The following is a 26,612-nucleotide window of genomic DNA, read 5'->3' as shown; positions in this document are numbered from 1 at the left end:
CGCCCCCCGGGCGGCGGTGCAGCCTGCTGGACAGTCTGAGGGAATGACACCGATCCGAGACAGCCGCCGCCCGACTCTTCGTGAGACTGAAGGAGAACGTGCAGGTCACAGCGTCGGCGCTGACTCCGAAGGCGAGAACCTACATCGTTGTGGGATCCGAGGGCCCGGCCGACGCCGGGGCGGCGACAAGATTGGTGTGTGGGGCCGGCGGAATCGGGTAACGTCTTTGTCATGTTCTTCCAGACGCCGATTTACGAGTGAGAGCGTGATGGGCCCCTGCTGACGTCCTTCGACGTCGCCGCCCGTCCCCCACCGATAGATCCGTAGATCACTTCACATCATTACTCGGGAGAACTCGTGACCGTGAGCAAGAACATCAACAACCCCGTGGGCATGGGCGGCGGCCAGCGCAAGAAGCTGTCCCGCGCCGAACGGCAGAACAACGGTCCGCACCGCAACCTCGACCGCCAGGGTGCAGCCGACCAGAAGGCGGAGCTGGTGCGCAAGATGCGCGAGAAGGCAGGCGCATCTGAGGGCGCCGCGCAAGCGGGCGACGACACCGCACAGAGCTGACGCACCGCCGCCGCAGGGCGGCATCGCACGGAGCAGGGCCCGGACCGCGACGCGCGGACCGGGCCCTGCCGCCGTACCGGGCACAGCCGGACCACGCTCTCATCTCTGCTGAGCGATCGTTGTTGCTTCGGGCTGCTGGGCGCCGCAGTGCCGCACCATACCGACGCGACCCGGGCCCCACTCGTACCCCTTCCTCCGTGGTGCACCCGACGGCGGCCGGACAGCCCCTGCCGGGCGCTGCGGTGCCGTGCCATGTCGGCCGGTCATGACCATTCCGCCGAAAGCCCCCCCGCCGGTGGATCGGGAAGCGGGCCGGGCCGACGTCATCGTGGGGCGGCTGATCCCACCGGCCGCCGCGGAACACGCCTCATCAGGAGTCGGTACGGGTCATCGCCGGCGCGCCCGGCCCCGCGCCGGGACGGGCATCGCCCCCCGCCCCCCGCCCCTGGAGCCCTCTCACTCCTGCCCTGCCGGCCGCGCCGCGTACCGGGGCGGCCGGGCTGACGGCCGGCCGAATCCCTGACGCATACCCAAATGGTTATGGGAGAAGCTCCAAAGAGCATTAGACAGGTATACCTCCCCGGCGCCATGCTCCTGAACAGTTGGCCGACGGCGAAACGCGGCCTCCTGACACAGGACGCGAGGGTGAGGGGCGAGCCATGAGAGCGGCGCACTACATAGGCGGGGCATTCCTGCCGGACGACGCCACCACCACGATGTTCCCGCTGGTCGACCCGGTGGACGGGACCACCGTGGGCCAGGTCCCCGAAGCGGACCGGGAGACCGTCGACGCCGCGGTCCGCGCGGCCCGCGCAGCCCTGGAAGGTGCCTGGGGCGCGACGGGCCCCGAAGAGCGGGCCATCGCGCTGCACCGCATCGCCGACACCATCCAGGCCCGCTTCGACGCCTTCGTGGACGCCGAGGTGAGCGACACCGGCAAGCCCCGCGAACTGGCCGCCACCGTCGACATCCCCCGCGCCATCGGAAATTTCCGCGCCTTCGCCGACCTCCTCCGGGCCCGCCCCGAACACTCCTGGTCCACCGCCGTCCCCGGCTGGAGCACCGGCACCGGTCAGGCACTCAACTACACCGTGCGCCGCCCGCTCGGGGTCGTCGCGGTCGTCTCCCCGTGGAACCTCCCGCTGCTGCTGCTCACCTGGAAGGTCGCCCCCGCCCTCGCGGCGGGCAACGCCGTGATCGCCAAACCGTCCGAGGAGACCCCCTCCACCGCGACCCTGCTCGCCGAGGCGATCGACGCGGCCGGACTGCCTGGCGGCGCCTTCAACCTCGTACACGGCCACGGCACCGACGCGGCGGGCGCGTTCCTCACCTCCCATCCCGGTGTGGACGCCATCGCCTTCACCGGGGAGTCCGCCACCGGCTCCGCCATCATGCGCGAGGCGGCCGGCCACCTCACCCCCGTCTCGTTCGAGCTGGGCGGCAAGAATCCGGCCCTGGTCTTCGCTGACGCCGATCTCGACGCCGCGATCGAGGGCACCGTACGGTCCGCCTTCACCCACTCCGGGCAGATCTGCCTCTGCACCGAACGCGTCTATGTGGAGCGTTCCCGGTACGAGGAGTTCGTGACCCGCATCGGCGCCCGCGCCCGGGAACTCACCGACTACGGCCCGATGATCTCCGCGGCCCACCGCGACAAGGTCCTCTCCTACTACCGGCTGGCCGTCGAGGAGGGCGCCACGGTCGTCGCCGGAGGCGGCGTCCCGCACTTCGGCGACCGCCGGGACCAGGGCTTCCACGTCGAACCGACCGTCCTGACCGGACTGCCGCAGCACGCCAGGACCGTCCAGGAGGAGATCTTCGGACCGGTCTGCCACATCGCCCCCTTCGACACCGAGGAGGAGGCGGTACGGCTCGCCAACGACAGCCGCTACGGCCTCGCCGCCACCGTCTGGACCCGCGACCTCTCCCGCGCCCACCGGGTCGCCCCGCGCATCGACGCCGGAATCGTCTGGGTCAACTGCTGGAACCTGCGCGATCTGCGCACCCCGTTCGGCGGTGCCAAGGACTCCGGCATCGGCCGTGAGGGCGGCACCTGGTCGCTGGACTTCTTCTCCGAGCCCGTCAACATCTGCGTCCAGGTCTGAGGAACCGTCCATGAATAAGAACGCCACCACCACCGAACCCCCCGGGCCCGGCACCGCCGGCATCCGGGCCGCCGCCGACCGGCTCCTGCGCGCCCACACGGAGGGCAGTCCCTGCGCCCCCGTACGGGACCTGGTCACCGACGCCGCATCCGCCTACGCCGTGCAGGACCTGCTCACCGAGCACTGGCTCGACCAGGGACGCCGCCTCACCGGCCGCAAGATCGGCCTGACCTCGGCGGCGGTCCAGACCCAGCTCGGCGTCGACGCACCCGATTTCGGCATGCTGTACGCCGATATGGCGATCCCCGACGGCGCCGAGATCCCGGTCGGAGCGGTCCAACAGCCCCGCGCCGAGGCCGAGGTCGCCCTCGTCCTCGAAGCCGACCTCGACCGGGACCGGCACACCATCGCCGACCTGCTGCGCGCCACCGCGTTCGCGCTCCCTGCCATCGAGATCTGCGGCAGCCGCGTCCAGGACTGGGACATCACCCTCGCCGACACCGTCGCGGACAACGCCTCCAGTGGTCTGTACGTCCTCGGCAACCGGCCCGTAACACTGGATCGGCTCGACCTGCGCCTGGCCGGAATGGTCCTGGAGCGGCGTGGTGACCAGGTGTCGACGGGAACCGGAGCAGCCTGTCTGGGCCACCCCCTGAACGCCGCGCTCTGGCTCGCCGACGCGATGGTACGGGTGGGACGCCCGCTACGGGCCGGGGACACCGTACTGACCGGTGCGCTCGGACCGATGATCCCCGTCGCCCCCGGCGACGTACTGGAAGCGCGGATCGACGGACTCGGCGACGTACGGGTCGCGTTCGCCGCTGAGACCGGCCGGGGGGCCTGATATGGACATCGCCCGGCTCGCCGAGCTCGCCGAGATCCTGGACACCGCGGCCCGCGAGGGCCGCACCGTGGACCGGCCCACCGACTCCATCGCCCTCACCCTGCCCGACGCCTACGCGGTGCAGCGCGCCGTCATCGAACGCCGGCTGGCCCGCGGCGAGGTGTCCACCGGCGTCAAGATGGGCTTCACCAGCCGCGCCAAAATGGTGCAGATGGGGGTCGACGACGTCATCTGGGGCCTGCTCACCGACGCCATGCGGGTCGAGGACGGCGCCGTGCTCGACCTCGGCGGACTCATCCACCCCCGTATCGAACCGGAGATCGCCTTCGTCGTCGGACGCCCGCTCGCCGGCCCGGTCACCCCGGCCGAGGCCGCCCGCTCGGTCGCCGGGGTCGCCGTCGCGTACGAGGTGCTGGACTCCCGGTACGAGGGCTTCCGGTTCACCCTCCCGGATGTGATCGCCGACAACGCCTCCGCCGCGCGCTACGCCTGCGGCCCCTGGCAGCCGGCCGGCGGCCATGACCTCGGCAATATCGGCCTGGTCGTGGAGGTCGACGGCAGGGTCGTCGCCACCGGCTCCTCCGCGGCGATCCTCGGCCACCCCCTGCGCGCCCTGGCCGCGGCCGCGCGACTGGCGGGCGAGGCCGGGCGCTCCCTGGAGCCGGGCCAGACGGTGCTGGCGGGCGCCGCGACCGCCGCCCTGCCGCTGCCGCGCGGTGCGCATGTCCGTGTCGTCGCCGCGGGACTCGGCCGGGTCGAGGTGACCACCCGATGAACCCGAACCGCCGCACGCCGGACGGCCCCACGCCTGACGGCCCCGCCCCGGACCGCCCCACGCCTGACGGCCCGGCCGGAGCCGCACCCGCGGCCCTGCTCGTCGAGGGCAAGGCCCGCCCCCGTGGCCGCTTCCCACATCTGCGACGCGCCGGAGACCTCGTCTTTGTCTCCGGCACCAGCTCCCGCCGCCCCGACGGCACCTTCGTCGGTGCGAGCGCCGACGCCACCGGCACCACCAGTCTCGACATCCGGGACCAGACCCGGGCCGTCATCGAGAACATCAGCGATCTGCTGGCGGCGGCCGGCGGTTCGCTGGCCGACCTCGTCAACATCTCCGCCTTCCTCGTGAACATGAACGACTTCGGCGGCTACAACGAGGTCTATGCCGAGTACTTCGACGAAACGGGCCCCGCCCGCACCACCGTCGCCGTCCACCAGCTCCCGCACCCGCATCTGCTCATCGAGATCTCCTGCGTCGCCCACATCCCGGTCACCGCACCGGCCGGAAGCCGATCGGCCACCGTCACCCACCCCTGATCAGGAGCACGGCACCATGACCCTGCCGAAGCTGTCCCACGGCACCCCCTTCAATTTCACCCGCTGGATCGACGAACACCAGGACCTGCTCAAACCCCCGGTCGGCAACATCCAGATCTGGCGCGACAGCGATCTGATGGTCACCGTCGTCGGCGGCCCCAACCAGCGCACCGACTTCCACGACGATCCCACCGAGGAGTTCTTCTACCAGCTCCGCGGCAACATGGTGCTGCGCATCATGGAGGAGGAGGGCCGACCGCCCACCGACCTCCAGATCAACGAGGGCGACGTCTTCCTGCTCCCGCCCCATGTACGGCACTCCCCGCAGCGCCCCGAGCCCGGCTCCATCGGCCTCGTCGTCGAGTTCACCCGTCCGCCCGGACTGCTGGACGCCGTCGAGTGGTACTGCACCGACTGTCACCACCTGGTCCACCGGTCCGAGCTGCGACTCACCTCCATCGTCGACGATCTGCCTCCGGTCTTCGACGCCTTCTACGACGGTGACCGCACCTGCCCCCACTGCGGCGCCGTACACCCGGGCCGCGACTGGCCCGACGAGCTGCGCCCCGTCACGCAGCCCCGTTCCTGACCACACCCCCGGAGTTCGCCTTGTCTGTCATCGATGTCCATGCGCATGTCTTCCCGCGCATATCGGAATCCGAGAGCCGCATCCTGCGAGGTGCCGGCGAGCCCTGGCTGCGTGTCCACCCGGGCACCTCGGGCGCCGGCGTGATGATGAGCGGCACCGAGGAGTACCGGCCGGTCACCGCCGCCCTGTGGGACCCCGAGCGGCGACTCGCCGAGATGGACGCACTCGGCATCGATGTGCAGGCCATCTCCTCCACACCGCTGATGTTCGGATACGGGGCCGAGCCGGATCGCGCCGCCGAATGGTGCGAGCTGGTCAACGACCGCATCCTCGACTACTGCGCCCAGGATCCGGAGCGGCTGCTCCCGCTCTGTCAGGTGCCGCTCCAGGACACCCGCCTGGCCTGCGACATGGTCTCCCGGGCCGCCGCCGCGGGCCACCGGGGCGTCCACATCGGCAACCACATCGGCGAACGGACCCTCGCCGACGACGACTTCGTCGCCTTCCTCGCCCACTGCGCGGCGGAGAACGTCCCGGTGCTGGTCCACCCCTGGGACATGCTCGGCGACGGTCGGATGGACCGGAACATGCTGCGCTGGCTCGTCGGTATGCCCGCCGAGACCCAGCTCTCCATCCTCGGCCTCGCCCTCTCGGGGGCGTTCGAGCGGCTCCCCGAATCGCTGAAGCTCTGCTTCTGCCACGGCGGCGGGAGCTTCGCCTATCTCCTGGGCCGCGCCGACAACGCCTGGCACAACCGCGACATCGTACGGGCCGACTCCCCGAAGCCCCCGTCCGCGTACGCCCGCCGCTTCTACGTCGACACGGCGGTCTTCGACCCCCGCGCGCTACGGCTGCTGGTGGATGTGATGGGCCCGGACCGGGTCATGCTCGGCACGGACTTCCCCTTCCCGCTGGGCGAACAGCGGCCCGGCACCGTCGTACGCGACTGCCCGGGACTGACCGATGCCGAACAGGCGATGATCCTCGGCTCCAACGCGGCCGCGTTCTTCGCCGTCCCGACGGGAGGCAGTGATGTCTGAGCGACCCAGGCGCACCAAGGTGGCCGTCATCGGCTCCGGGAACATCGGCACCGATCTCATGATCAAGGTGCTGCGGTTGTCGGAACGGCTGGAGATGGCCGCGATGGCGGGGATCGACGAGGCGTCCGACGGGCTCGCCCGCGCCCGCAGGCTCGGCGTGCCCACCACCCACGAGGGGGTCGAGGGGCTGGTGGCCATGGACTGCTTCCCCGACATCGAGATCGTCTTCGATGCGACATCGGCCGGAGCCCACCGCCATCACGCCACCGTGCTCGCCGCGCACGGCAAGCGGCTCATCGACCTCACACCCGCCGCGCTCGGCCCCTACGTCGTACCGCCGGTCAATCTCGAACAGCATCTGTCGGCCCCCGACGTCAACATGGTCACCTGCGGCGGACAGGCCACCGTGCCGGTCGTCGCCGCGGTGTCCCGGGTCACCCCGGTCCGGTACGCGGAGATCGTCGCCTCCATCGCGTCGAAGTCCGCCGGACCCGGCACCCGCGCCAACATCGACGAGTTCACCGAGACGACCGCGCGCGCCCTGGAAGAGGTGGGCGGCGCGGCCCGCGGAAAAGCGATCATCGTGCTGAACCCCGCCGAGCCGGCGCTCGTCATGCGGGACACCGTCTACTGCGTCGTCGGCGAGTGCGACCAGGACGCGGTGCGCGCCTCGGTGCGGACGATGGTCGCGGAGGTCGCCGCCTATGTGCCGGGCTACCGGCTCAAGCAGGAGGTGCAGATCCGGCCGATCGAACCGGACGACCCGCTCGCGCCGCTCACCGACGGACCCGGTCATCTCGTCTCCGTCTATCTGGAGGTGGAGGGCGCCGCCCACTACCTGCCCTCCTACGCGGGCAACCTCGACATCATGACCTCCGCCGCACTGCGGGTCGCGGAAAGGCTGGCCTCCCGATGACAGATTCCCCGACACCGTCCCGGCTCTACATCCAGGACGTGACCCTGCGCGACGGTATGCACGCCGTCCGGCACCGCTACACCGTCGACCAGGTCCGCACCATCGCCGCCGCCCTCGACGCGGCGGGTGTCGACGCCATCGAGATCGCCCATGGAGACGGCCTCGCGGGCTCCAGCGTCAACTACGGCGCCGGAGCACACACCGACGACGAGTGGATCGCGGCCGCGGCCGAGGTCGTCACCCGCGCCCGGCTCACCACCCTGCTGCTGCCCGGCATCGGCACGCTGGCCGACCTGCGCCGTGCCCACGGTCTCGGCGTCCGCTCGGTCCGGGTGGCCACCCACTGCACCGAGGCCGACATCGCCGCCCAGCACATCGCGGCCGCCCGTGAGCTGGGCATGGACGTCGCCGGATTCCTGATGATGTCCCATCTGGCCGAACCCGCCGAACTCGCCCGCCAGGCCGCGCTGATGGAGTCCTACGGCGCGCACTGCGTCTATGTCACCGACTCCGGCGGCCGGCTCACCATGGACGGCGTCCGCGACCGGGTGCGCGCCTACCGCGACGTCCTGGCCCCGGAGACCGGGATCGGCATCCACGCCCATCACAACCTCGGCCTGGGCGTCGCCAACTCGGTGGTGGCCGTGGAGAACGGCGCGCACCGGGTGGACGCCTCACTCGCGGGACAGGGCGCGGGCGCGGGGAACTGCCCCCTGGAGGCTTTCATCGCGGTCGCCGATCTGTCGGGCTGGGACCACGGCAGCGATGTGTTCCGGCTCATGGACGCCGCCGACGACATCGTCCGCCCCCTCCAGGACCGGCCGGTCCGCGTCGACCGCGAGACCCTCAGCCTCGGCTATGCCGGTGTCTACTCCAGCTTCCTGCGCCACGCCGAGGACGCGGCCCGCCGATACGGCCTGGACACCAGGCAGATCCTCCTCGAAGCGGGCAGGAGAGGGATGGTCGGCGGACAGGAGGACATGATCGTGGACATCGCGCTGGACCTCGCGCGGGCATGATTTTCCCGCAGGAGCCGGCACCACTCCCGCGGCCGGGCGACTCCCTCGCCCGGCCCGACGGCCGCCTGTCCACGGCGCCGTTCCTGCCGCTGCCGCGCAGGTGTCGTGCACGGCGCTCGCGCGCGGAAACGGGCGTGGTGAACGGCGCCGCGCCCCACCTTCACCCATGAACAGCCCGGGCGGGGGCGGGCGAAGCGGCTGTGCGGACCGCATGCCACGAGTCCGCTGCCCTCGACCGGATCCGTCGCCGTGTCGAACACTTCCTCGCACGCGAACGGCAACCACCCCGACCGTGCGACACCCTCCGTCCGGGTGACACCCCCCGGCGGGGGCGTCACCGTGACGCTGTCAGGACGACGCCTCGCGCACTGTCACCCGGGACGCCCCCGACCGGCAGCAGCGGCGCGCCCGCCCCCCGCCGCCCCGCTGCACGCCGTTCATCCCGCGGCGGAGCCCGGCTCCCCGTACTCGGGTTACGGACTGGGGCGTTCGATTCCCCCGAGCCTGGCTGACGAGCCGAGACCGAAGGGGAGCCGACCCTCCCGGCACCTGCCGCCCGGTACCGGGGATCGGGCCGGATGCGCCCACCGGTCGGCACGGCCGGCCGGAACGCTCAGGCCCGGATCCACGGTCAGGCTCCCGCGGCGGGCGGCCGGGGACGGAGCCGCCCCCCGCCGGTCCGAGGGGGTGAGGTGGCCGGTACGGCTGGTGGAGGTGAATGTCCCCCGTATCGTGTCGGGTACGGCGTGTCGCGCGTTCGCGCCGTCCGTTCCGGTGCAGCGTGTTGCGCCCGGGGTGGATGGACGGCGTGGTGGGTGAGGTATGCCGCAAGTCCGGCTGCCGCAGCGCGGATGACGCCGGCCTGCTCGCTCCCGTTCGTACGTCGGGCCGTCGTGGGCCGGGCGTGCCGGTGGCGAGCCCATCAGAAGGGGGCGGTTCGGTGACGGCGTGGATGGACCGGCTGGGAGGAAGCTCGCATGGCGGGCCGTAGCGCGGCTGCCGAGGCCGCACGGCCCACCGGCCGTCGGCGGCGTGGGCGTTCACTGCTGGACGTGCGCAGTGTGGTCGGGCAGATGTTCGTGCTGCAACTGGTCGTCGTGCTCCTCCTGACAGCGGGAGCGGTGGTCCTCATTCTGGTGACGGCCCGCCAGGAGAGCACGCGTGACGGTGCCAGTACGTCACTGGCGGTGGCCCAGGGCTTCGCCAGCGCGCCCGGCACCGCGGCGGCTGTGGACTCCCCGAACCCCACCAGAGCGCTCCAGTCGCGCGCCGAGGAGGCCCGCAAGGGGGCCGGCGTGGACTATGTGGTGGTCCTGAACCGGGCGGGCATCCGCCTGACCCACCCCCTGGCGAACCGGATCGGCAAACGCACCTCCACCGATATGGTCCCCCTGCTGGCGGGGGAGACGGTCGTGGAGGAGCGCGAGGGCACGCTCGGCCCGCAGATCCGGGCCTACGTCCCCCTTCGCCGGCCGGACGGCACGGTCGTCGGCGCCGTCGGCTCAGGAGTGACGATCGACCGGATCCATTCGGCCGCCGCCGCGAAACTGCCCACCGTCCTCGGGGCCGGTGCCGGGGCGCTCGCCCTGTTCTCGGCCGGGGCCGCCCTGCTGAGCCGCCGACTGCTGCGCCAGACGCACGGCCTCGGGCCGACCGAGATCACACGGCTGTACGAGCATCACGACACGGTGCTCCACGCGGTACGCGAAGGCGTGGTGATCCTGGACGGCCGGGGGCGGCTGATGCTCGCCAACGACGAGGCGAACCGACTCCTCGGCCTGCCACCCGACGCCCAGGGCCGCGCGGTTTCCGATCTCGGCCTGCCACCCGCCACCGTCGATCTCCTGGAGTCGGAACGGGAGGTCACGGACGGCGTCCACCGGACCGGGAGCCGGATTCTCGCCGTCAACCAGCGGCCCACGGGTGCCTTCGGCGGGCGCGTCATCACCCTGCGGGACACGACCGAGCTGTTGGCCCTGTCCAGGGCCGCGGAGGTCACTCGCCAGCGTCTGAAGGTGCTGTACGACGCCAGCCTCGACATCGGCACCACCCTGGAGGTGCCGCGCACCGCCCGGGAGCTGGCCCGGACCGTGGTGCCCGACTTCGCCGACTACGCCACCGTCGACCTGGTGGAACCCGTGCTCCACGGTGACGAGGTGCACGGCACGGAACGCGACCTGCGGCGGGTGGCGGTCGTCGGCGTGGACGACGCGGCCCCCCTCTACGGTGAGGGCGAACTGATCCGCCTCGCCCCCGCCACCCCGCAGGCCAGAGGACTGGACCTGGGACATTCCGTGCTCGAACCCCGGCTGGCCGACGCCCCCGCGTGGCAGGCGCAGGACCCCGAGCGGGCTCGGGCGATCGTCGCCTTCGGCATTCACTCGCTGATCACCGCACCGCTGAAGGCCCGGGGCGTGGTCCTCGGCGTCGCCAGCTTCTGGCGATCGAACAAACCCGAGCCGTTCGACGCCGAGGACCTGGCGCTGGCGGGAGAAGTGGTGGCCCGCGCCGCGGTCTGCCTCGACAACGCCCGCCGCTACACCCATGAGCACTCCACCGCCGTCGCGCTCCAACGCAGCCTCATGCCGCGCTACCTCCCCGCCCAGGACGCGCTGGAGACCGCCTACCGCTATCTGCCCGCCCACGCGGGCGTCGGCGGCGACTGGTTCGACATCATCCCGCTGCCCGGCGCCCGTGTCGCCCTGGTGGCCGGCGACGTCGTCGGCCACGGTCTGCACGCGGCGGCCACCATGGGACGGCTGCGGACCGCGGTCCACAACTTCTCCGCGCTCGACCTACCACTCGACGAACTCCTCACCCACCTCGATGAACTCGTCGCACGCATGGACCAGGAACAGATCCCGGCAACCGGCCCACAAGGGGGCGTCGGCGTCACCGGCGCGACCTGTCTCTACGCCGTCTACGACTCCACCACCGGACGCTGCGCCATGGCCCGCGCCGGGCACCCCCCGTTGGTGGTCGCGCACCCGGACGGCACCGTACACGTCCCTCCGGGCCCCGTCTCACCCCCTCTGGGGACCGCCAGCGGCCTGCCCGTGGAGATCACCGACTTCGCGGTGCCCGAGGGCTCACGCCTCATCCTCTACACCGACGGACTCATCGAGGACCGGCACCGTGACATCGACGCCGGACTCGCCCTTCTCACTGACACCTTGCGGGAAGCGCCGGACCAGAGCCCCGAGGACACCTGCGAGACGATCCTGACCGCACTCCTCCCCGAACAGCCCCGCGACGACATCGCTCTCCTGGTGGCCCGGACCCGCCGTCTGACCGCGGACCGGAGCGCCGCCTGGGACGTGCCGTCCGACCCCGCCGCCGTCGCCGTCATCCGCGCACAGTGCGCACGGCAACTCGACGCCTGGGGCCTGACCGACCTCGGCTTCACCACCGAACTCATCCTCAGTGAACTCATCACCAACGCCGTGCGCTACGCCGCCCAGCCCATCCATGTCCGTCTCATCCACGACCACGCACTGATCTGCGAGGTGTCCGACGGCAGCAGCACCGCGCCCCACCTCCGGCGGGCCGCCACCACCGACGAGGGCGGCCGCGGACTGTTCCTCGTCGCCCAACTCGCCGACCGGTGGGGCACCCGCTACACCCCCCGCGGCAAAGTCATCTGGACCGAACAGTCCCTCCACTCCGAAGGCCCGCGAACCGGTGCCGACCCCACCGACGCACTCCTGGACCAGTGGGACCTCGACTAGTGAAGACCAGGGGCGGCCCCTGACGACACACCGTGTCCCACCACCACGACGGTGGGACACGGTACGGCGGACGGCACGACGCCCCCGCGCGCCGTACGGTCCGCCCGAGGGGCAGGAACCGCTGCCCCCGTGCCCACCCATCACGGGGTGAACGCGGCGGATTAATGAGGTGAGCGGGGATGGGCCGGTTCGCCACACTGGCCCGATGCGACCCGATGAAGAACAGCCGTTGACGGGCGGCAACGTCAGCGACGGCGTCGTCCGGATCGGCGATACCGTGCGCCGCCCGACCGGCCCCTGGACTCCCGCGGTACACGCCCTCCTCACCCATCTGCACGAGGTGGGATTCAACGCGGCCCCCCGTCCGCTGGGCATCGACGACCAGGGCCGCGAGGTCCTGACCTTCATACCGGGGCAGGTGGTCTGGCCCGACCGGTTCGCACTGCTGGAACCCGCTCGGCGACTGGCTCGCACGGCACGGCTGATCCGGGAGTTCCACGATGCCGTCCGGGACTTCACGCCACCACCCCACGCACGCTGGCGGGAGTTGATCCCCGCCGAGGGCGGCGACATCATCGCCCACCACGATCTGGCTCCGTGGAACCTCGTGGTCGGGGACGCGGACCAGTGGGCCTTCATCGACTGGGACACCGCCGGCCCCGGCTCCCGGCTGTGGGACATCGCGTACGCGATTCACGGGTTCGTCCCGCTCTCCGCGCATCCCGACTGGCAACGCCCGGACGCGCCGGACCGACTGCGCGGCTTCGTCGACGCCTACGGCCTCGACGAAGCCGAACGTCGCCGGCTGGTCCCGCTGCTGGGGCGGCGCACGCGTTCCATGCACGACTTCCTGCGCGACCAGGCCGCCCGGGGTGTGCAGCCCTGGACGAGGCTGTGGGCCGAAGGACACGGCGATTCCTGGCGAACCGACGCCGAGTACATCGAAGAGCGGGAGGACCAGTGGTCGCACGCCCTGCTCGCGGGCTGAGTACGTCCGCGCGCGTGCTCGGTCATCAGCTGCTACCGCGAGGTGGAGGCATTGTTCAGGACCTGTGTCCATTGCTCTCTGGTGACACGCCATCTCACCGTGTAGCGTCGCTGCCAGATGTCGTGGTTCGCAGTGCCTGCCCGCGCTCCGGCGCGGGCGTCTTGCTGTGCCGTGCTGGACCAAGGCGATCACCTCCGGAGCCGCGTGGTGCGGATCCGATAGCGAACTGAGAGGCAGTGGCATGGCCAGCGGAACCGTGAAGTGGTTCAACTCCGAAAAGGGCTTCGGCTTCATCGAGCAGGAAGGTGGCGGACCGGACGTCTTCGCCCACTACTCCGCCATCAACTCCTCCGGCTACCGCGAGTTGAACGAGGGGCAGAAGGTCACCTTCGACATCACCCAGGGCCAGAAGGGCCCGCAGGCGGAGAACATCACCCCCGCCTGACCCCTGGACGCGTGTCGCTGAGCCCCCGAAGCGCTCTTCGGGGGCTCAGCGCGCTCAGGTCGTGTCCGTCTGCCGTGCTCTGACACGCACGCTCTCTAGGGCCTGCGGTGCACGGAGACCGCGTACTCCCCGTCGTCGTACGGGGCTCGGGACCAGGTCGCGTACCTCGCCTCAAGGACGAGTCCCGCCGCCCGGCAGTGCGCGTCGTAGGCGTCCAGTCCATAGCCGCGGTCCAGCGAGAACCCCGCGATGAGGTGGCCCGTCGGTCGGACGTGGCGTGCCACTCCGGCCACCAGGGCCGGTTCGGTCCCCGCCGGGGTGAACAGCGGGACGTTGCCCGCCATCACCACGACATCGAACGACCTGCCCAGGTCGAGGCCGGCCAGGTCGTGCTGGTGCCAGTGGATCTCCGGGGCCCGGCGCCGGGCCGTGGCGAGCATCGACGCGTCGACGTCCACGCCCACCACGGCGATTCCATGACGGGCGAGCTCCACCGCCACCCGGCCGGTGCCGCAGCCCGCGTCGAGGACGGTGCCGGGGGTGAAGGAGCGCACCAGCGCGGCCTCACCGTGGACATCCGCTCCGTCGGCGGCGATCTGGTCGAACCGGGCCTGGTACTCGTCACCGTTCCACGTCATGCGGTCACCTTGGCACATGCGCCGCTCCGCCAGGCCGGTCGGCCTTATCCGGCTCGCCCAGGTGCGGGGGGATCCGGCGATGGATGTCCGCCAGCAGGTTCACCATGGCCGTGCGGAAGATCTCGGCCCGGTGGTCGCCGAGGAATGAGGCGTGCCCGAACACCTCCAGTACGACGAGGCCGTGCAACTGTCCCCACGCGCTCAGCAGGAGAGCGGTCGCCGGCGGCGGCAGCTCTCCCAGACCACTCAGGGGCAGCCCCTCCAGATGGGCCCGGAGCGCGGGCGAGAGCGCGGGGGTGTCGGCCGCGGCGAGTTGCGCCGGGGTGAACCCGTCGAACAACTCGCGCTGGAGGATCGCGCTCATCCGGCGCACCGCCTGGGTGGTCGGGCCTTCGACGGGCGCCGCGTAGCCCCGCAGCGGCGTCCCGTAGAGGAGTTGGAAGCGCTCGGGGTGGGCGATGGCCCATCGGCGGTAGCCCTCGGTCGCGGCCACCAGTCGCGGCACGGCCGAGTCGTCCGCCGCGGTGTCGACGGCATCCTGCACGCCATCGGCCAAGTCGGAGTACGCCTTGGTGACGAGCGCCGTGACGAGGGCTTCCCGGCTCGGGAAGTAGTGGTACAGCGCCTGCACGGTCATTCCCAGCGCGCGGGCGACCGCGCGCAGGGACAGGGCGGCGGGCCCGTGCTGGTCGATATGGCGCTCGGCGGCGTCCAGGATCTCGTGGGTGGCGGCGGCCCGGCGTCGCTGGCGCAGGGTGGGCGGGGTCGTCACGGATTCCTCGGCAGACATGCGGCGACCGTACGACGGTGACCCCGGTGACGCCAAGAAAAATGCCCCCTGTGAGGAAAATCTAACACTGCCAAATCTTCTGTTGCCTCACTAACGTCGTTCACAGCGGCGAGAGTGCGACAGCGCACCTCCTGCTGACGGGGCGGAGAGCGACCCCGCAGCGCACCGCGCCGGCACCCCGTGGGTCAACAACGGCTGCTTCACGTCGTTTTCACCGCATGGACACCAAAGGAGATCGTGCGTGTTTGAACGCATAGCCGAACTGGCGATTCGCCGGTCGCGGTTGATACTCGTCGTCGCCGTTGTGGCTGTGGCCCTCATGGGCGCCCTGGGGGCCGGCGCGTTCGGCAAGTTGCTGGGCGGCGGCTACGACGATCCGGCCTCCCAGTCCACCCGAGCCGCAGAGGTCATCGACGAGAAGTTCGGCGGAGAGACGAATCTGGTCCTCCTCGTCCGTGCCGCCCAAGGCCGCGTCGACACCCCGGCCGCCGAACGGAGCGGCCGGGCCCTGGTGGCCGAACTCAAGAAGGAGCGGAACCTCCGAAACGTGATCTCGTACTGGGACACGGACAGCCCCGCCCTCCGCTCCGATGACGGCCGCGAAGCCACGGTGCTCATCCATGTGAAGGGCGACGGCACCGAGCAGAACGAGAACGCCAAGAGTGTCATCGACACCTACACCGGACCGTACGACGGCACACTCACGGTCCAGGCGGGCGGCGGCGCCGCCGTGAGCAGCGAGATGGGGGAGCAGTCGGGCGAGGACCTCCTCCTGGCCGAGGCCATCGCCATCCCGCTGACCCTCGTACTGCTCCTGATCGTCTTCGGCAGTCTGGTCGCGGCCCTGCTGCCGCTGCTGATCGGAATCATCGCCATGATGGGGACGTTCGCGGAACTCTTCGTCCTCGGCAGTATCACCGATGTGTCCCTCTTCGCGATCAACCTGACCACGGCACTGGGCCTGGGCCTCGGCATCGACTACGCCCTGTTGATGATCAGCCGATTCCGGGAACAGCTCGCGGCAGGGGCGAGCGTGGACGACGCCGTCCGGCAGACGGTGCGTACCGCCGGCCGTACGGTCGCCTTCTCCGCCGCGACGGTGGCCGCGGCGCTCGGGGCACTCCTGGTGTTCCCGCAGTACTTCCTCCGCTCGTTCGGCTACGCCGGGGTCGGCGTCGTCGTCATCGCGGCGGTCAGCACCCTGTTCGTCATGCCGGCCCTGTTCGTCGTCCTCGGGCACCGGGTCAACAGCGGGCGGCTGCCGTGGGTGAAGCCGGGACGCTCCCACACCCGGGCGCCCCTGTGGGGACGGCTGGCCCGCACCGTCATGCGGCGACCTGTGTTCACCGCGCTGCCCGTGCTCGCGGTCCTGCTGCTGGCGACGAGCCCACTGCTGGGCATCACCTTCGGCACACCGGACGAACGCGTGCTCCCCGAGGGTGCCGAGAGCCGCCAGGTCTCGTCGGTACTGCGGGAGAAGTTCAGCGGCAACGACGACGCGGCCCTTCTCGTCGTCTTCGGCACCTCCGTGGCCAAGGCCCCCCTGGATTCGTACGCGGCCGAACTCTCCGAGCTGAAGGGCGTCGTCCGCGTCGAGGCCAGCACGGGAACCTACGCCGACGGACGGACCACGGCGAGCGGCCCCGGCAACGCCGCCCTCGGCCGTCCCGACGCACAGCAGGTCCATGTGGTGAGCCATCTGGCACCCAAGTCGGACCAGGCCCAGAGCCTGGTCAAGAAGGTGCGGGAGGTCACCCCGCCAGCCGGAGCGAGCCCCCTGGTGGGCGGAGTCGACGCCGAACTGGTCGACTCCAAGGACTCCATCGGCAGCCGGCTCCCGATCGCCGTGGCCCTGGTCGCCCTCACCACCTTCCTCCTGCTCTTCCTGTTCACCGGCAGCGTCGTACAGCCGTTGCGTGCGCTGCTCCTCAACATGATCAGCTTGGGGGCGACCCTCGGCGTCATGACCTGGATCTTCCAGGACGGCAACCTCTCCTCCCTGCTCGGCTTCACGGCGCAGCCGATGGAGGTGTCCATGACCGTGCTGATGTTCTGCATCGCCTTCGGCCTCTCGATGGACTACGAGGTGTTCGTCACCAGCCGTATCAAGGAACTCCACGACCTGGGCGAGGACAATGAGTCCGCCGTGGTCAACGGCCTCGGGCACACGGGACGCATCGTCACCGCGGCGGCCTGTCTGCTCGCCGTGAGCTTCTTCGCCTTCGGGACGGCCAAGCTCAGCTTCATGCAGTTGTTCGGCCTGGGCACCGGCCTCGCCATCCTCATCGACGCCGTCGCCGTACGCGGCATCCTCGTACCCGCGGCGATGCGCCTGCTCGGCCGTTCGGCCTGGTACGCACCCGGCTTCCTGCGAAGGTTCCACCGGCGGTTCGGCCTCAGCGAAGCCGGCCCGGCGCCGGAGCCCGTCACCGCATCGCCGTATGTGAAGGACCCGGCGAAGGTCTGACCGGGCCAGGACAACGCACCGTGCCGTGCCCGCCTCCACCCACACCGGAGGCGGGCGCGGTCACGCGTGGAGCGCAGACCGTGCCCAGGACGCGGGTCGGGTCAGAACGCGGCCACCGCCGCCTCGGCCACCGCGTGGTCTTCGTCGATGGTGCCGCCGCTCACTCCGATGGCCCCCACCACCCTGCCCTCATGGACCAGAGGGATGCCGCCGGCGAAGACGACCACCCTCCCCTGCTGGGAGTTGGCCACGCCGTAGAGAGGTCCCGCAGGCTGCGCATCGCGCCCGAGCGCCTCGGTGGACCTGCGGTAAGCACAACTCGTGAACGCCTTGTCGATGGCATGGCCGATGCTCGCCAGTTGGGAGCCGTCCATCCGGATGTGAGCCACCAGATGGGCCCCGGCGTCGACCACCGCGATGTTGCACGGCACACCGAGTTCCGCAGCCCTGGCTTCGCCGGCGGCCATGACGCGTCGTGCGTCGTCAAGAGTCACAGATTCGAACTTCATCACGCACTCAGCCTGCTGCCCCTCTTCCTCCCGCTGGCCCGCCACGCCGTCGGACGGGGAAGAAGCACCCGAGTGACGCAGGGGCCCGGGACGGTACCGATCCGGCCGAAGCCCGTCAGTCCTGGTCGATCCGTTCCCGCAGGATCTTCCCGCTGACCGCGTCGATCTCGATGTCGGCCTCCGTCCAGTCGCCCGTGTTGGCCACTTCGGTCTCCCAGACGACGTCGTTGCCGCTGTCGTCGCCGTCGTCCAGTTGAAGCCCGGTGACGGTGCCCGGATGTTTCTCCGTGGCCGTTGCGGCTGCCTGCTGCGGGGTCAGGGTCGCCTGGGCGAGCAGCCCCGCGAGCTCCTGCTTGTCGCCCGTGTCCTGGCCCTGTTCGAGACGGGACGACAGCACCTTCCCGGTGACGGCGTCAATCGTCACCTGGTGGGCGGTGCCGTCCTTCAGGGCCACCGTCGCCGTCCACTGCGGGGTGCCGGGGCCCGGGGAGGCGCTGGGGGACGCGGTGTTCGTGTCGTTCGTGGCGTCCGTGTCGTGTGAAGGGTCAGTACTGCTGGACCCGCGCCCCAGGTCCAGCTCGACGAGCTCACTCTGCGGAACCTCTCCGGTGGCCGTGGTCGCCGCCTTGTCCCAGCCGATCTTCGCGGACTCGACCAATGTTCTGCGCTGGGCCCGTTCCGAGGACAGGGACGCCGCGGCCGAAGGGGTGGCGGAAGCGTCCTGGGTGGCTTCGGCCGCAGAGACCACCGAATCCGCGCGTTCGCTCCCGCAGCCGGTGACCACCGGAACGGCGACGGCGACGGCACACACCACTGCGGCGGCGCGGACCGGGAACAAGCGTCGCGCACGGGTGCGCCCCCGGCCCGGACGCGCGTGCGCGGTAGGTCTCGGACCTCCGGGCGGTGGGGCGTCAGGGCGATGGGCACCTGGTTCGGACGGAGCTCCGCTGCGGTGGAGTTCGGACGGGATTCCGCTGTGGTGAAGGGGCATACAGCCACCCGTAACCCGTCACCCGCTACTCCTAGCCGGTCGCCAGGCGGCGCCACTCGATCGGCCCCACCTCTCCTCCGCGCCGCGTCGTCAGGTGTCGACCTGCGGCGACATCGGGAGCCAGCCGCGCCAGTCCGGTCCGCGCCTGAGCACCTGTGGACCCCGCCGCGCCGATGGCTCCGGTCCGGCTGATTGGGGAGCGACCGAAATGGGCAGATTGAGCGACATGGACGATAATGCGAAGGGAAGCCCCGATCCGTATCCCGCCTCTTCGCCGGGTCCCGCCCGGGGTGGAGTGCCGCCTGGGGAAACGCCGCCCGCCGAGTCCAGCACGGGCTCGGAAACGGGGCCACGAGGCGACCAGAGCAGGGGGTGGGGCAAGGGCCCGCTCATCGTGCTCAGCGTGATCGTCTTGCTGTTCGCCGCATTCTTCCTGGCCTACGCCCTGCTCATCGATCTATGACCGGCCCGATCCGATGAGAGGGGAGCGGGGGAGTCGGCGACGCGCTGGGCGGTGTGTGCGCGACGGCCGCATGTGACCGGGTGTGCCGCAACAGATGGCCGACGGTCCGAAACAGGTGGCCCGCGTTCCGCATCGGCCGGTCGGATCGATCAGGAATCGAGAAGCGGGGGTCGTAGCAGCGCACCTAGCATCGTCGACGGCACTGCCGAGCCGGTGGACAGCGCCGGCGCGGCACTGAACTGGACGACGCGTGCAAGGCGGAACTTCCGCAACCCACTCCTCAAGGCTGTCGCGTAATCCGTCGTGCGCCCGCCAGGGATCACGGGACAGCCCTTGGGCCGCGCTGAAGGGGGATATCAGTGATCGAGACCGTCTTCCGGGGCGAGAGCCTGCCCACCCGGGACCGATGCGACTCATGGAGGGAACCGGTCCGCGCCAGCCACGCTCGCGTGCATGTGCGCGGTGACTGCTATGACGACTTCAGCGCCCCGCTCCGGCGGCTGGACCTCGGCTCCATTCAGATCTCCGAGTCCACCTGCCCATCGGTACGGTCCCACCGACCTCCGCGGCAGCTCCACCACGCCGACCCCGGACGGTACGTCCTGTCCTTCGTCAGGACCGGCACAGCCACCGTCGGTCAGTCGGGTCGGGAAGCGACCATCGGCGTGGGGGATCTACTGCTCCACACCAATACCAAACCGGGGCTGCTCACCCCCGGCGGACGCACGAAGCTGGTGGAGGTCGTTGTGCCTCGGGCCCTTCTCCTGCTGCCTGTGCCGGCCGTTGACCGGCTACTCGCCACCCGACTGCCCGGACGGCACGGCGTGGGCGCCCTGTTCACCCGGTTCGTGAGCCGGCTGACCGATGACAGCGCCACCTACACGCCCGCCGATGTGTCCCGGTTGTCCGCCATCACCCTCGATCTGGTGACGGCGTTCCTCGCCCACCAACTCGCTGCCGGCGGGCCCACCGAGGGCGGTCGGCATGCCCTGGCCCTACGGCTGACGGCCTTCATCGACCGCTACCTCGACGACCCCGGACTGACCCCCGGGCGCATCGCGGCCGCCCATCACCTCTCCGTGCGTACCCTGCACCGCCACTTCCAGCAGCACGGCACCACCGTCGCCGCCTTCGTCCGCGACCGCCGCCTGGAACGGGCCCGCCACCACCTCGCCCACGCCCCGCTGGACTCCCGTCCCATCCATGTCATCGCGTCCTCCTGCGGCTTCAGTCGCCCCGCCGACTTCACCCGCGCCTTCCGTGCGGCGTACGGGATGCCGCCCAGTGAGTACCGCCGCCTCAGCCGTCAGGCCAGGACCGGCACTCCGTGTGGCCCCCCGCCGGGTGGTGCGCCGGGCTCAGCTACGGGTGATGGAGAAGACCACCCGTACTCCGGTAGTGGAGTTGATCCGTTCGTTGAGGCCCCAGATCCGGCCGGTCGCGGGTGCGTAGCCGAGGTTCTGGGTGTAGACCGGTGACGTCGTCAGGACGTGGGGTGCGATGCCGGGACGCGTCTTGTGGATGCAGGAGAAGCGGGCCCCGGAGGGGTCACCCGATCCGCCACCCACGTTCGTGGGGCAGTCGCCCGCGAGATACCAGTCGGTGCCGTCGGTGGCCGCACCCTGCATGGCCCAGATGGGTGAGGAGTGGGCCGTGGTGGCGTGTCCGTGCGGCAGCGCGGTGTCCGCGTTCAGCGCCCAGCGGATCACTCGACCGCCGGCCGCGCCCTGCTTGTACTCGGCGGACACCAGGCCGTCCTGACCCGTGCGGTCAAGGCTCAGCGAGTTGAGGCAGGGCCGGTCACCGGCGGTGACCGCGCAGGCCCCGCCGTCGGCGCTGGTGACGTACTCGCCGATCATGGGCAGTGCGTAGTTGCTCCAACGGGCCGAAGAGGTGGCGCCGTTGACTCCCACGGCCTCGGTGCTGGAGTTGACCTTCCAGATGTGGCGCAGATCGTAGACCTGGAGCCAGCGGCCGTTGGCGACGAAGACCTTGTTGCCGTACCAGACGACACCGTCGGCGTGCGCGGCCACCTTGGTGAAGTTCCCCTTCCCGTCCGCGCCGAGGGTGGGTCGCACGAGCAGCAGGTGGTTGTACCGGACCTGGCCGCCCTCGGTGTTCACGAGGGTGGTCCTGGCGAACTCGTTGGGGACGGGATTCGGGCCCTGCATACCGCGGCCGAAGTGCCAGGAGGCGAGGAAGGCCGTGCGGCCCTCCCACAGGCCGTTCGGCTGGGCGTCGTGGGAGCCGGTCAGGCCCTGCGGGGTCCAGCCCCCGGCGTCGGTGTACGAGTTGGAGGTGTCGTCGGCGACGTCCCAGCAGAAGCCGGTCGGACCGAGCTGGGCGTTGAGTCCGGTGCCGTGACACAACCCCGGACGGCCGGTGCGGCCGCCCGAGGTGAGCACCTGAGTGGCGTTGCGGACGGTGACCGCCCCCTGGGACTCGACGGCGGCGATGGCGTTGCCGTAGTCGGCAAAGGTGTTCCCGGCCCTGAGCTGGAACGCGGCCACGGTCGCCGGGTCGACGGGCGCGAACGGTGTCGCGGCCCGGGCCACCGTCGCGGTCGGGCCGAGAAGGAGAAAGGTAGCGAGAACCGCCAGGATGGCGCCGAACACGGTCAGTTGTGTACGTGATGTGTGCAGCATGACGGCAAGCTAGCAGCCGTCGGCGCGGGGTGGACAGACTCGGCGCCCCCCAGCGGGCGGCCGGTCGCGGAGCGGTCCGCGCGAGGGACCGCTCCGGGGACCGGTGCCCGGATGACGGGGTCAGACCTCCAGCGTGGCGCTGAGGCGCTCGTCGTCCAGTGCGTGCGCCGCCCTGACCTCGTACGGACCACGGAGGTACGTCCAGGAGTCCGCCCGCTCGTCCCAGACCTCGAAGGCACGGCGCGGCAGGGCGATCTCGACCTCGGCGGTCCCGCCCGCCGCCGCCTCGACCACGGCGAACCCGGCCAGCCAGCGTGCCGGGCGCGCGAACTCGCCGTCCGTGCTCGGGGCGAGATAGATCTGCACGACCTCACGTCCGCGTCGTCCACCGGTGTTCCGCACCCGGACCGACGCGCTGTCCGGGGTGACCTCCAGGGACTCGTACTCCCAGGTGGTGTAGCCGAGTCCGTGACCGAAGGCGTACGCGGGTGCCGTGCCCGCACGGTCATAGCCGCGGTAGCCGATGAAGAGGCCCTCGCGGTAGTGGAGCGCGCCGTCGGTCGGGACGACCTCGGTGACCGGGGCGTCCGCGAGCACGGCGGGCCAGGTGGTGGGCAGCCGTCCGCCGGGCTCCTCCGCGCCCAGCAGGACGTCGGCGAGCGCGGTACCGCCCTCCTGGCCGGGGAACCAGCTCAGCAGGACCGCCGCGACCGCGTCGCGCCAGGGCAGTTCCACCGGCGAGCCGGCGTTGACCACGACGACCGTGCGCGGGTTGACGGCCGCGACCGCCCGTACCAGATCGTCCTGCCGGCCCGGCAACCGCAGGTTGACGCGGTCGAACCCCTCGGACTCGACCTGTTCGGTGGTGGCGACGACCACGACGGCGGTGTCGGCGTCCCGCGCCGCCGCGACGGCCTCGGCGATCAACTCGTCCGGGTCCTGCCGCGGCCCCTCGTGCAGCAGCCCGAACACGACCCCGGCCAGCGACTCACCGGCCGGTTTGAGGACCGGGTGGAACAGCGAGACCGCCACCGGCTCGCCCTCGGTCAGCCGGACCCGGCCGCGGTCGGTCGGGGCGCCGAAGAACGCTGCGAAGGGGTCGGACTCGTCACCCATCGGCTGCGCGCCGTCCCAGAGCACCTCGCCGCCCACGGTGAGCGTGAAGGCGCCGAGACCGCGGGTGCCGAAGGTGTGCTCGCCGCTCTCGCGCGGGGTGAACTCGCCGTGGATCTCGACGGAGTGGAGGTTGTCGTGCGTGACCCCGACCGGCAGGTCGGTACCGATCCACTGGATGTGGCCGCTGGGCAGCGCGGCGTCCGCGATCACCGTGCCGTCCGCGTCGCGGCAGCGGGCGCCGAGGGAGAAGCCCTTCTCGGCGGCGGTGAGCCCCTCACTCGGATCGGCGCCGACCGTGTAGGTCAGGCAGCCGTCGGGGAGCGCGGCGGTGAGGCCGTCGAGCGGGGAGACGATCCGTTCGGGGTAGACGGTCGCGGAGCCGCCGCCGAGTACCCGGGCGTCCCGGGCGGCGGCGCCGATCAGGGCGACGCGGCGCACCCGGGAGGCGTCGAGGGGCAGCACCGGGCCGCCCGCACCCGCCACGGCCCTGTTGGCGACCAGCACGAAGGAGCGGTGGGCGATCTCGCGGGCCAGTGCCGCGCCGTCGATCCCGGCGGGTGGGTCGGTGACGACCGGGTCCACACCGTCGAGGGCACCGACCCGGGCGGCGAGCCGCAGCACGTTCCGTACCGCGCCGTCGACGACGGACTCCTCGACCTCGCCGGCTCGGACGGCGGCGGCCAGCGCCCCGCCGTACACCGTCCGGGGTCCGGGCATGGCCACATCGAGGCCGCCGGTGATGTCGGCGACGGTGGAACGGGCGGCGAGCCAGTCGGAGACGATGTACCCGTCGAAGCCCCACTCCCCGCGCAGGACCTCGTTCTGGAGGTAGCGGTGTTCGGTCATGGTGGCGCCGTTGACCTGGTTGTAGGCCGCCATGATGCCCCAGGGGTGGGCATTTTTGACGATGGCTTCGAAGGGCGCGAGATACAGCTCGCGCAGGGGGCGCGGGGTGACGACGTTGTCGACCGTGAACCGGTCGGTCTCGGCGTCGTTGGCGACGAAGTGTTTGACGGTGGTCCCGACGCCGCCGTCCTGGACGCCGGAGACATAGCCGGTGCCGATCCCGCCGGTGAGCAGCGGGTCCTCGGAGTAGCACTCGAAGTGCCGCCCGCCCAGCGGTGAACGGTGCAGATTGACGGTCGGTGCGAGGAGTACGTGCACACCCTTGCGGCGGGCCTCCTGGGCGAGCAGCCGCCCGGCCCGGCGGGCCAGGGCCGGGTCCCAGGTGGCGGCGAGCGCGGTGGGAGAGGGCAGGGCCACCGAGGGGTCATCGGCGGTCCAGCGGACACCGCGCACCCCGATCGGGCCGTCCGACATGACGAGGGAGGCGAGCCCGATCTCGGGCAGGGCCGGGAGCGACCACATGTCCTGTCCGGCCAACAGCCGGGCCTTGGCGTCGAGGTCGAGCCTGCCGAGCGCGGTTTCGACGGCCTTGGCGCGGTCGGGCGCGGGGACGGGTGCGTCAGCCACGGTGGTACCTCCTCGGAGAAGTCCCGCACGGCGGGTGGTGCTCCCATGGTGCCCGATTGCCTGTAGGTCGGTAGGGTTCGTTATTATTACGTTATATGTTCTATGGCGTACGGTCCTGACGGCGGCGAGTCGAGCGGGGCGACGGAGAGGGGCCGAGGACGATGGCCAGGGCCAGAAGCGAGGAGCGGCGTGCGGAGATCCTCCGCGCCACCCTCGAAGTGATCGCGGAACGCGGTTACCGGGGAGCATCACTCGGCGCGGTCGCCGAACGGGTCGGCCTCACCCAACAGGGTCTGCTGCACTACTTCCCCACCAAGGAGGCACTCCTCGTCGCCGTCCTGGAGGAGCGCGACCAGTGGGACACCGGCGGCGCCCCCCGCTCGTCGGGCGCCTGGCGCATCGAACTCCTCGACTCCCTCGTGGAGTACAACGCGATGCGCCCCGGCATCGTCCAGACCTTCTCCGCGCTGCTCGGCGAGAGCGTCACCGACGGCCATCCCGCGCAGGACTTCTTCACCCGCCGCTACGGTCAGGTCCGCGCCAGCATGGCGGCCGTGCTGCGCGCCGAGTTCGGCGACGAACTCCCCGGCGGGCTCACCCCGGAGCGCGCGGCCCCCCTGCTGACCGCGGTGCTGGACGGTCTCCAGTACCAGTGGCTGCTCGACCCCGAAGCGGTCGACATGCCCGCCGCCTTCCGGGACTTCCTGGCGCTGCTGGCACCGCGCGACGCCTGACTGCCCGTCAATCTGCGCAGCGGGCGCGGGAGACGGCGCGGGCGGGGGCCGCAGAGAGGCCCAGGAGAAGGCCGGGGGAGGTCTGGGGAAGGTCGTCCGCCGTGCGTACGGTCGCCGGTCCCAGGCATGCGGACCCGCGACTATGCTCGGCCGGGTCCCCGGGTACGGGGCAGGGGCGTGCGGACCCCTGCGCACCGGATCACCCGCGGACCGACGGGAGTCGCGGGTATGGCGGACAAGGGGCGTGCGGTGGACCGGATCGATACGAGGCGGGCGCATTCCGCGCGGGTGTACGACTACATACTCGGCGGCAAGGACCACTATCAGGTGGATGTCGAGGCCGGGCAGGCGATGTGCGCGGAATGGCCCGCACTGCCGGTCCATATGCGGGCCAACCGGGAGTTCATGCACCGCGCAGCACGCCATCTCGCGCGGGAGGAGGGCATCCGCCAGTTCCTCGACATCGGCACCGGGCTGCCGACCTCGCCCAATCTGCACGAGGTGGTGCAGCGCGAGCGGCCGGACGCGGCCATCGTCTACGTCGACAACGATCCCATCGTGCTGGCCCATGCACAGGCGCTGCTCACCAGCTCGCGCGAGGGCCGGACCGCCTATGTCGACGCCGATATGCGCGACCCCGATGAGATCATCGGCTCACCGGAGTTCCAGGAGATCCTGGACCTGCGGGAACCCGTCGGCCTGATGATCATCGGCATTCTGCACTTCATGCTCCCGCCCGAGGACCACATCCTGGTCCGGCGGCTGCTCGCCCCGCTGCCCCCGGGCAGCTTCCTGGCCGCGACCATCGGCACCGCCGATTTCGCCCCCGTCGAGGTCGGTCGGGTGGCGGCGGAGTACGAGCGCCGGGGGATGCCCATGCGGTTGCGCGACCGCGCGGAGGCCGAGGCGTTCTTCGACGGCCTGGACCTGGTCGAACCGGGGCTGTGCCAGGTGCACCACTGGCGCCCCGACGCCACCCAGCAGCCCTACGACGACCGGGACATCGCCATGTACGGGGCGGTGGCCCGCAAGCGCTGATCCGCCACGGTCCGACGCGTGCCCCCACCCGAAACCGGGCGGGGGCACGCGTCGCACTCCGGAGCCGGGCCCTGGAGCGGGCTCTCCGGGCAGGTGTCAGTTCTTGCGGGTGGTGATCTCTTCGGTGAGTTGGGGGACGACGGTGAAGAGGTCGCCGACGACGCCGTAGTCGGCGAGGTCGAAGATG

23 protein-coding genes are annotated in these 26,612 nt (G+C 71.2%); 17 read left to right on the top strand and 6 right to left on the bottom strand.

The window, feature by feature from the left end; genetic code table 11:
• The first annotated feature begins 357 nt into the window (after positions 1 to 357).
• The 12 genes from ACH4S7_RS34400 to ACH4S7_RS34345 all read left to right on the top strand — a co-directional run bounded on the left by ACH4S7_RS34400 (position 358) and on the right by ACH4S7_RS34345 (position 13,561).
• Positions 358 to 573, top strand: a complete 216-nt coding sequence (locus ACH4S7_RS34400; protein WP_398525331.1) for a DUF6243 family protein — start codon at positions 358 to 360, stop codon at positions 571 to 573.
• Between the two features lie 659 nt (positions 574 to 1,232).
• Entirely contained in the window at positions 1,233 to 2,678 is a 1,446-nt protein-coding gene (locus ACH4S7_RS34395; RefSeq protein ID WP_398525330.1) for a 2-hydroxymuconic semialdehyde dehydrogenase, read from the top strand.
• A gap of 10 nt (positions 2,679 to 2,688) precedes the next feature.
• The gene (locus ACH4S7_RS34390; protein ID WP_398525329.1) at positions 2,689 to 3,522 is read left to right on the top strand and encodes a 2-keto-4-pentenoate hydratase; all 834 of its coding nucleotides are present in this window, start codon (positions 2,689 to 2,691) and stop codon (positions 3,520 to 3,522) included.
• A 1-nt stretch (position 3,523) separates the two neighbouring features.
• Positions 3,524 to 4,297: a 2-keto-4-pentenoate hydratase gene (locus ACH4S7_RS34385; RefSeq protein ID WP_398525328.1), complete on the top strand. Its 774-nt coding sequence runs from the start codon at positions 3,524 to 3,526 to the stop codon at positions 4,295 to 4,297.
• Positions 4,298 to 4,392: 95 nt separating this feature from the next.
• On the top strand, positions 4,393 to 4,836 hold the full coding sequence (locus tag ACH4S7_RS34380; protein ID WP_398525420.1) for a RidA family protein: 444 nt from the start codon (positions 4,393 to 4,395) through the stop codon (positions 4,834 to 4,836).
• 16 nt (positions 4,837 to 4,852) lie between these two features.
• Positions 4,853 to 5,425, top strand: a complete 573-nt coding sequence (locus tag ACH4S7_RS34375) for a 3-hydroxyanthranilate 3,4-dioxygenase (RefSeq protein ID WP_398525327.1) — start codon at positions 4,853 to 4,855, stop codon at positions 5,423 to 5,425.
• Positions 5,426 to 5,445: 20 nt separating this feature from the next.
• Positions 5,446 to 6,465 carry an amidohydrolase family protein gene (locus ACH4S7_RS34370; protein ID WP_398525326.1) on the top strand — a complete coding sequence of 340 codons (1,020 nt, stop codon included), beginning with the start codon at positions 5,446 to 5,448 and terminating at the stop codon, positions 6,463 to 6,465.
• On the top strand, positions 6,458 to 7,381 hold the full coding sequence (locus ACH4S7_RS34365; protein WP_398525325.1) for an acetaldehyde dehydrogenase (acetylating): 924 nt from the start codon (positions 6,458 to 6,460) through the stop codon (positions 7,379 to 7,381). Before ACH4S7_RS34370 ends, ACH4S7_RS34365 begins: the two co-directional genes overlap by 8 nt.
• The gene (dmpG, locus tag ACH4S7_RS34360) at positions 7,378 to 8,400 is read left to right on the top strand and encodes a 4-hydroxy-2-oxovalerate aldolase (protein ID WP_398525324.1); all 1,023 of its coding nucleotides are present in this window, start codon (positions 7,378 to 7,380) and stop codon (positions 8,398 to 8,400) included. Before ACH4S7_RS34365 ends, dmpG begins: the two co-directional genes overlap by 4 nt.
• Positions 8,401 to 9,377: 977 nt before the next feature.
• On the top strand, positions 9,378 to 12,128 hold the full coding sequence (locus ACH4S7_RS34355) for a SpoIIE family protein phosphatase (protein WP_398525323.1): 2,751 nt from the start codon (positions 9,378 to 9,380) through the stop codon (positions 12,126 to 12,128).
• Positions 12,129 to 12,333: 205 nt separating this feature from the next.
• On the top strand, positions 12,334 to 13,116 hold the full coding sequence (locus ACH4S7_RS34350; RefSeq protein ID WP_398525322.1) for a phosphotransferase enzyme family protein: 783 nt from the start codon (positions 12,334 to 12,336) through the stop codon (positions 13,114 to 13,116).
• 241 nt (positions 13,117 to 13,357) lie between these two features.
• Complete coding sequence (locus ACH4S7_RS34345; RefSeq protein ID WP_398525321.1) at positions 13,358 to 13,561, top strand: cold-shock protein; 204 nt, start codon at positions 13,358 to 13,360, stop codon at positions 13,559 to 13,561.
• A gap of 95 nt (positions 13,562 to 13,656) precedes the next feature.
• Here ACH4S7_RS34345 and ACH4S7_RS34340 read toward each other — a convergent pair whose 3' ends face one another.
• Positions 13,657 to 14,199, bottom strand: a complete 543-nt coding sequence (locus ACH4S7_RS34340) for a class I SAM-dependent DNA methyltransferase (protein ID WP_398525320.1) — start codon at positions 14,197 to 14,199, stop codon at positions 13,657 to 13,659.
• A gap of 4 nt (positions 14,200 to 14,203) precedes the next feature.
• Entirely contained in the window at positions 14,204 to 14,989 is a 786-nt protein-coding gene (locus ACH4S7_RS34335) for a TetR/AcrR family transcriptional regulator (protein WP_398525319.1), read from the bottom strand.
• Between the two features lie 241 nt (positions 14,990 to 15,230).
• Between ACH4S7_RS34335 and ACH4S7_RS34330 the strand changes: the two genes are divergently transcribed.
• Positions 15,231 to 17,456, top strand: coding sequence for an MMPL family transporter (locus ACH4S7_RS34330; RefSeq protein WP_398525318.1), 2,226 nt, complete (start codon positions 15,231 to 15,233; stop codon positions 17,454 to 17,456).
• Positions 17,457 to 17,557: 101 nt separating this feature from the next.
• Here the strand turns inward: ACH4S7_RS34330 and ACH4S7_RS34325 are convergent, their stop codons facing one another.
• Positions 17,558 to 17,965: a heme-binding protein gene (locus ACH4S7_RS34325; RefSeq protein ID WP_398525317.1), complete on the bottom strand. Its 408-nt coding sequence runs from the start codon at positions 17,963 to 17,965 to the stop codon at positions 17,558 to 17,560.
• Between the two features lie 115 nt (positions 17,966 to 18,080).
• On the bottom strand, positions 18,081 to 18,803 hold the full coding sequence (locus ACH4S7_RS34320; protein WP_398525316.1) for a PepSY domain-containing protein: 723 nt from the start codon (positions 18,801 to 18,803) through the stop codon (positions 18,081 to 18,083).
• Between the two features lie 361 nt (positions 18,804 to 19,164).
• Here ACH4S7_RS34320 and ACH4S7_RS34315 point away from each other — a divergent pair, with 361 nt between their 5' ends.
• Together ACH4S7_RS34315 and ACH4S7_RS34310 are read left to right on the top strand one after the other, a co-directional pair.
• Positions 19,165 to 19,419 carry a DUF6480 family protein gene (locus tag ACH4S7_RS34315; RefSeq protein WP_398525315.1) on the top strand — a complete coding sequence of 85 codons (255 nt, stop codon included), beginning with the start codon at positions 19,165 to 19,167 and terminating at the stop codon, positions 19,417 to 19,419.
• Positions 19,420 to 19,778: 359 nt separating this feature from the next.
• Positions 19,779 to 20,897 carry a helix-turn-helix domain-containing protein gene (locus ACH4S7_RS34310; RefSeq protein WP_398525314.1) on the top strand — a complete coding sequence of 373 codons (1,119 nt, stop codon included), beginning with the start codon at positions 19,779 to 19,781 and terminating at the stop codon, positions 20,895 to 20,897.
• Here the strand turns inward: ACH4S7_RS34310 and ACH4S7_RS34305 are convergent.
• Both ACH4S7_RS34305 and ACH4S7_RS34300 read right to left on the bottom strand, forming a co-directional pair.
• Positions 20,778 to 22,064, bottom strand: a complete 1,287-nt coding sequence (locus tag ACH4S7_RS34305; protein WP_398525313.1) for a hypothetical protein — start codon at positions 22,062 to 22,064, stop codon at positions 20,778 to 20,780. The two genes, ACH4S7_RS34310 and ACH4S7_RS34305, sit on opposite strands and share 120 nt — an antisense overlap.
• A gap of 120 nt (positions 22,065 to 22,184) precedes the next feature.
• Positions 22,185 to 24,653 (bottom strand): glycoside hydrolase family 3 protein, encoded by a 2,469-nt coding sequence (locus ACH4S7_RS34300; protein WP_398525312.1) that lies wholly within the window; start codon positions 24,651 to 24,653, stop codon positions 22,185 to 22,187.
• Between the two features lie 161 nt (positions 24,654 to 24,814).
• Between ACH4S7_RS34300 and ACH4S7_RS34295 the strand changes: the two genes are divergently transcribed.
• Together ACH4S7_RS34295 and ACH4S7_RS34290 are read left to right on the top strand one after the other, a co-directional pair.
• Positions 24,815 to 25,387 (top strand): TetR/AcrR family transcriptional regulator, encoded by a 573-nt coding sequence (locus ACH4S7_RS34295; protein WP_398525311.1) that lies wholly within the window; start codon positions 24,815 to 24,817, stop codon positions 25,385 to 25,387.
• A gap of 228 nt (positions 25,388 to 25,615) precedes the next feature.
• Positions 25,616 to 26,425: an SAM-dependent methyltransferase gene (locus ACH4S7_RS34290; RefSeq protein ID WP_398525310.1), complete on the top strand. Its 810-nt coding sequence runs from the start codon at positions 25,616 to 25,618 to the stop codon at positions 26,423 to 26,425.
• The last annotated feature ends 187 nt before the right edge of the window (positions 26,426 to 26,612 follow it).

Origin of the sequence: Streptomyces sp. NPDC020965 (assembly GCF_044333555.1) — a bacterium.
Lineage (GTDB): Bacteria > Actinomycetota > Actinomycetes > Streptomycetales > Streptomycetaceae > Streptomyces.
This window is presented reverse-complemented; position numbering and strand designations above follow the sequence as displayed.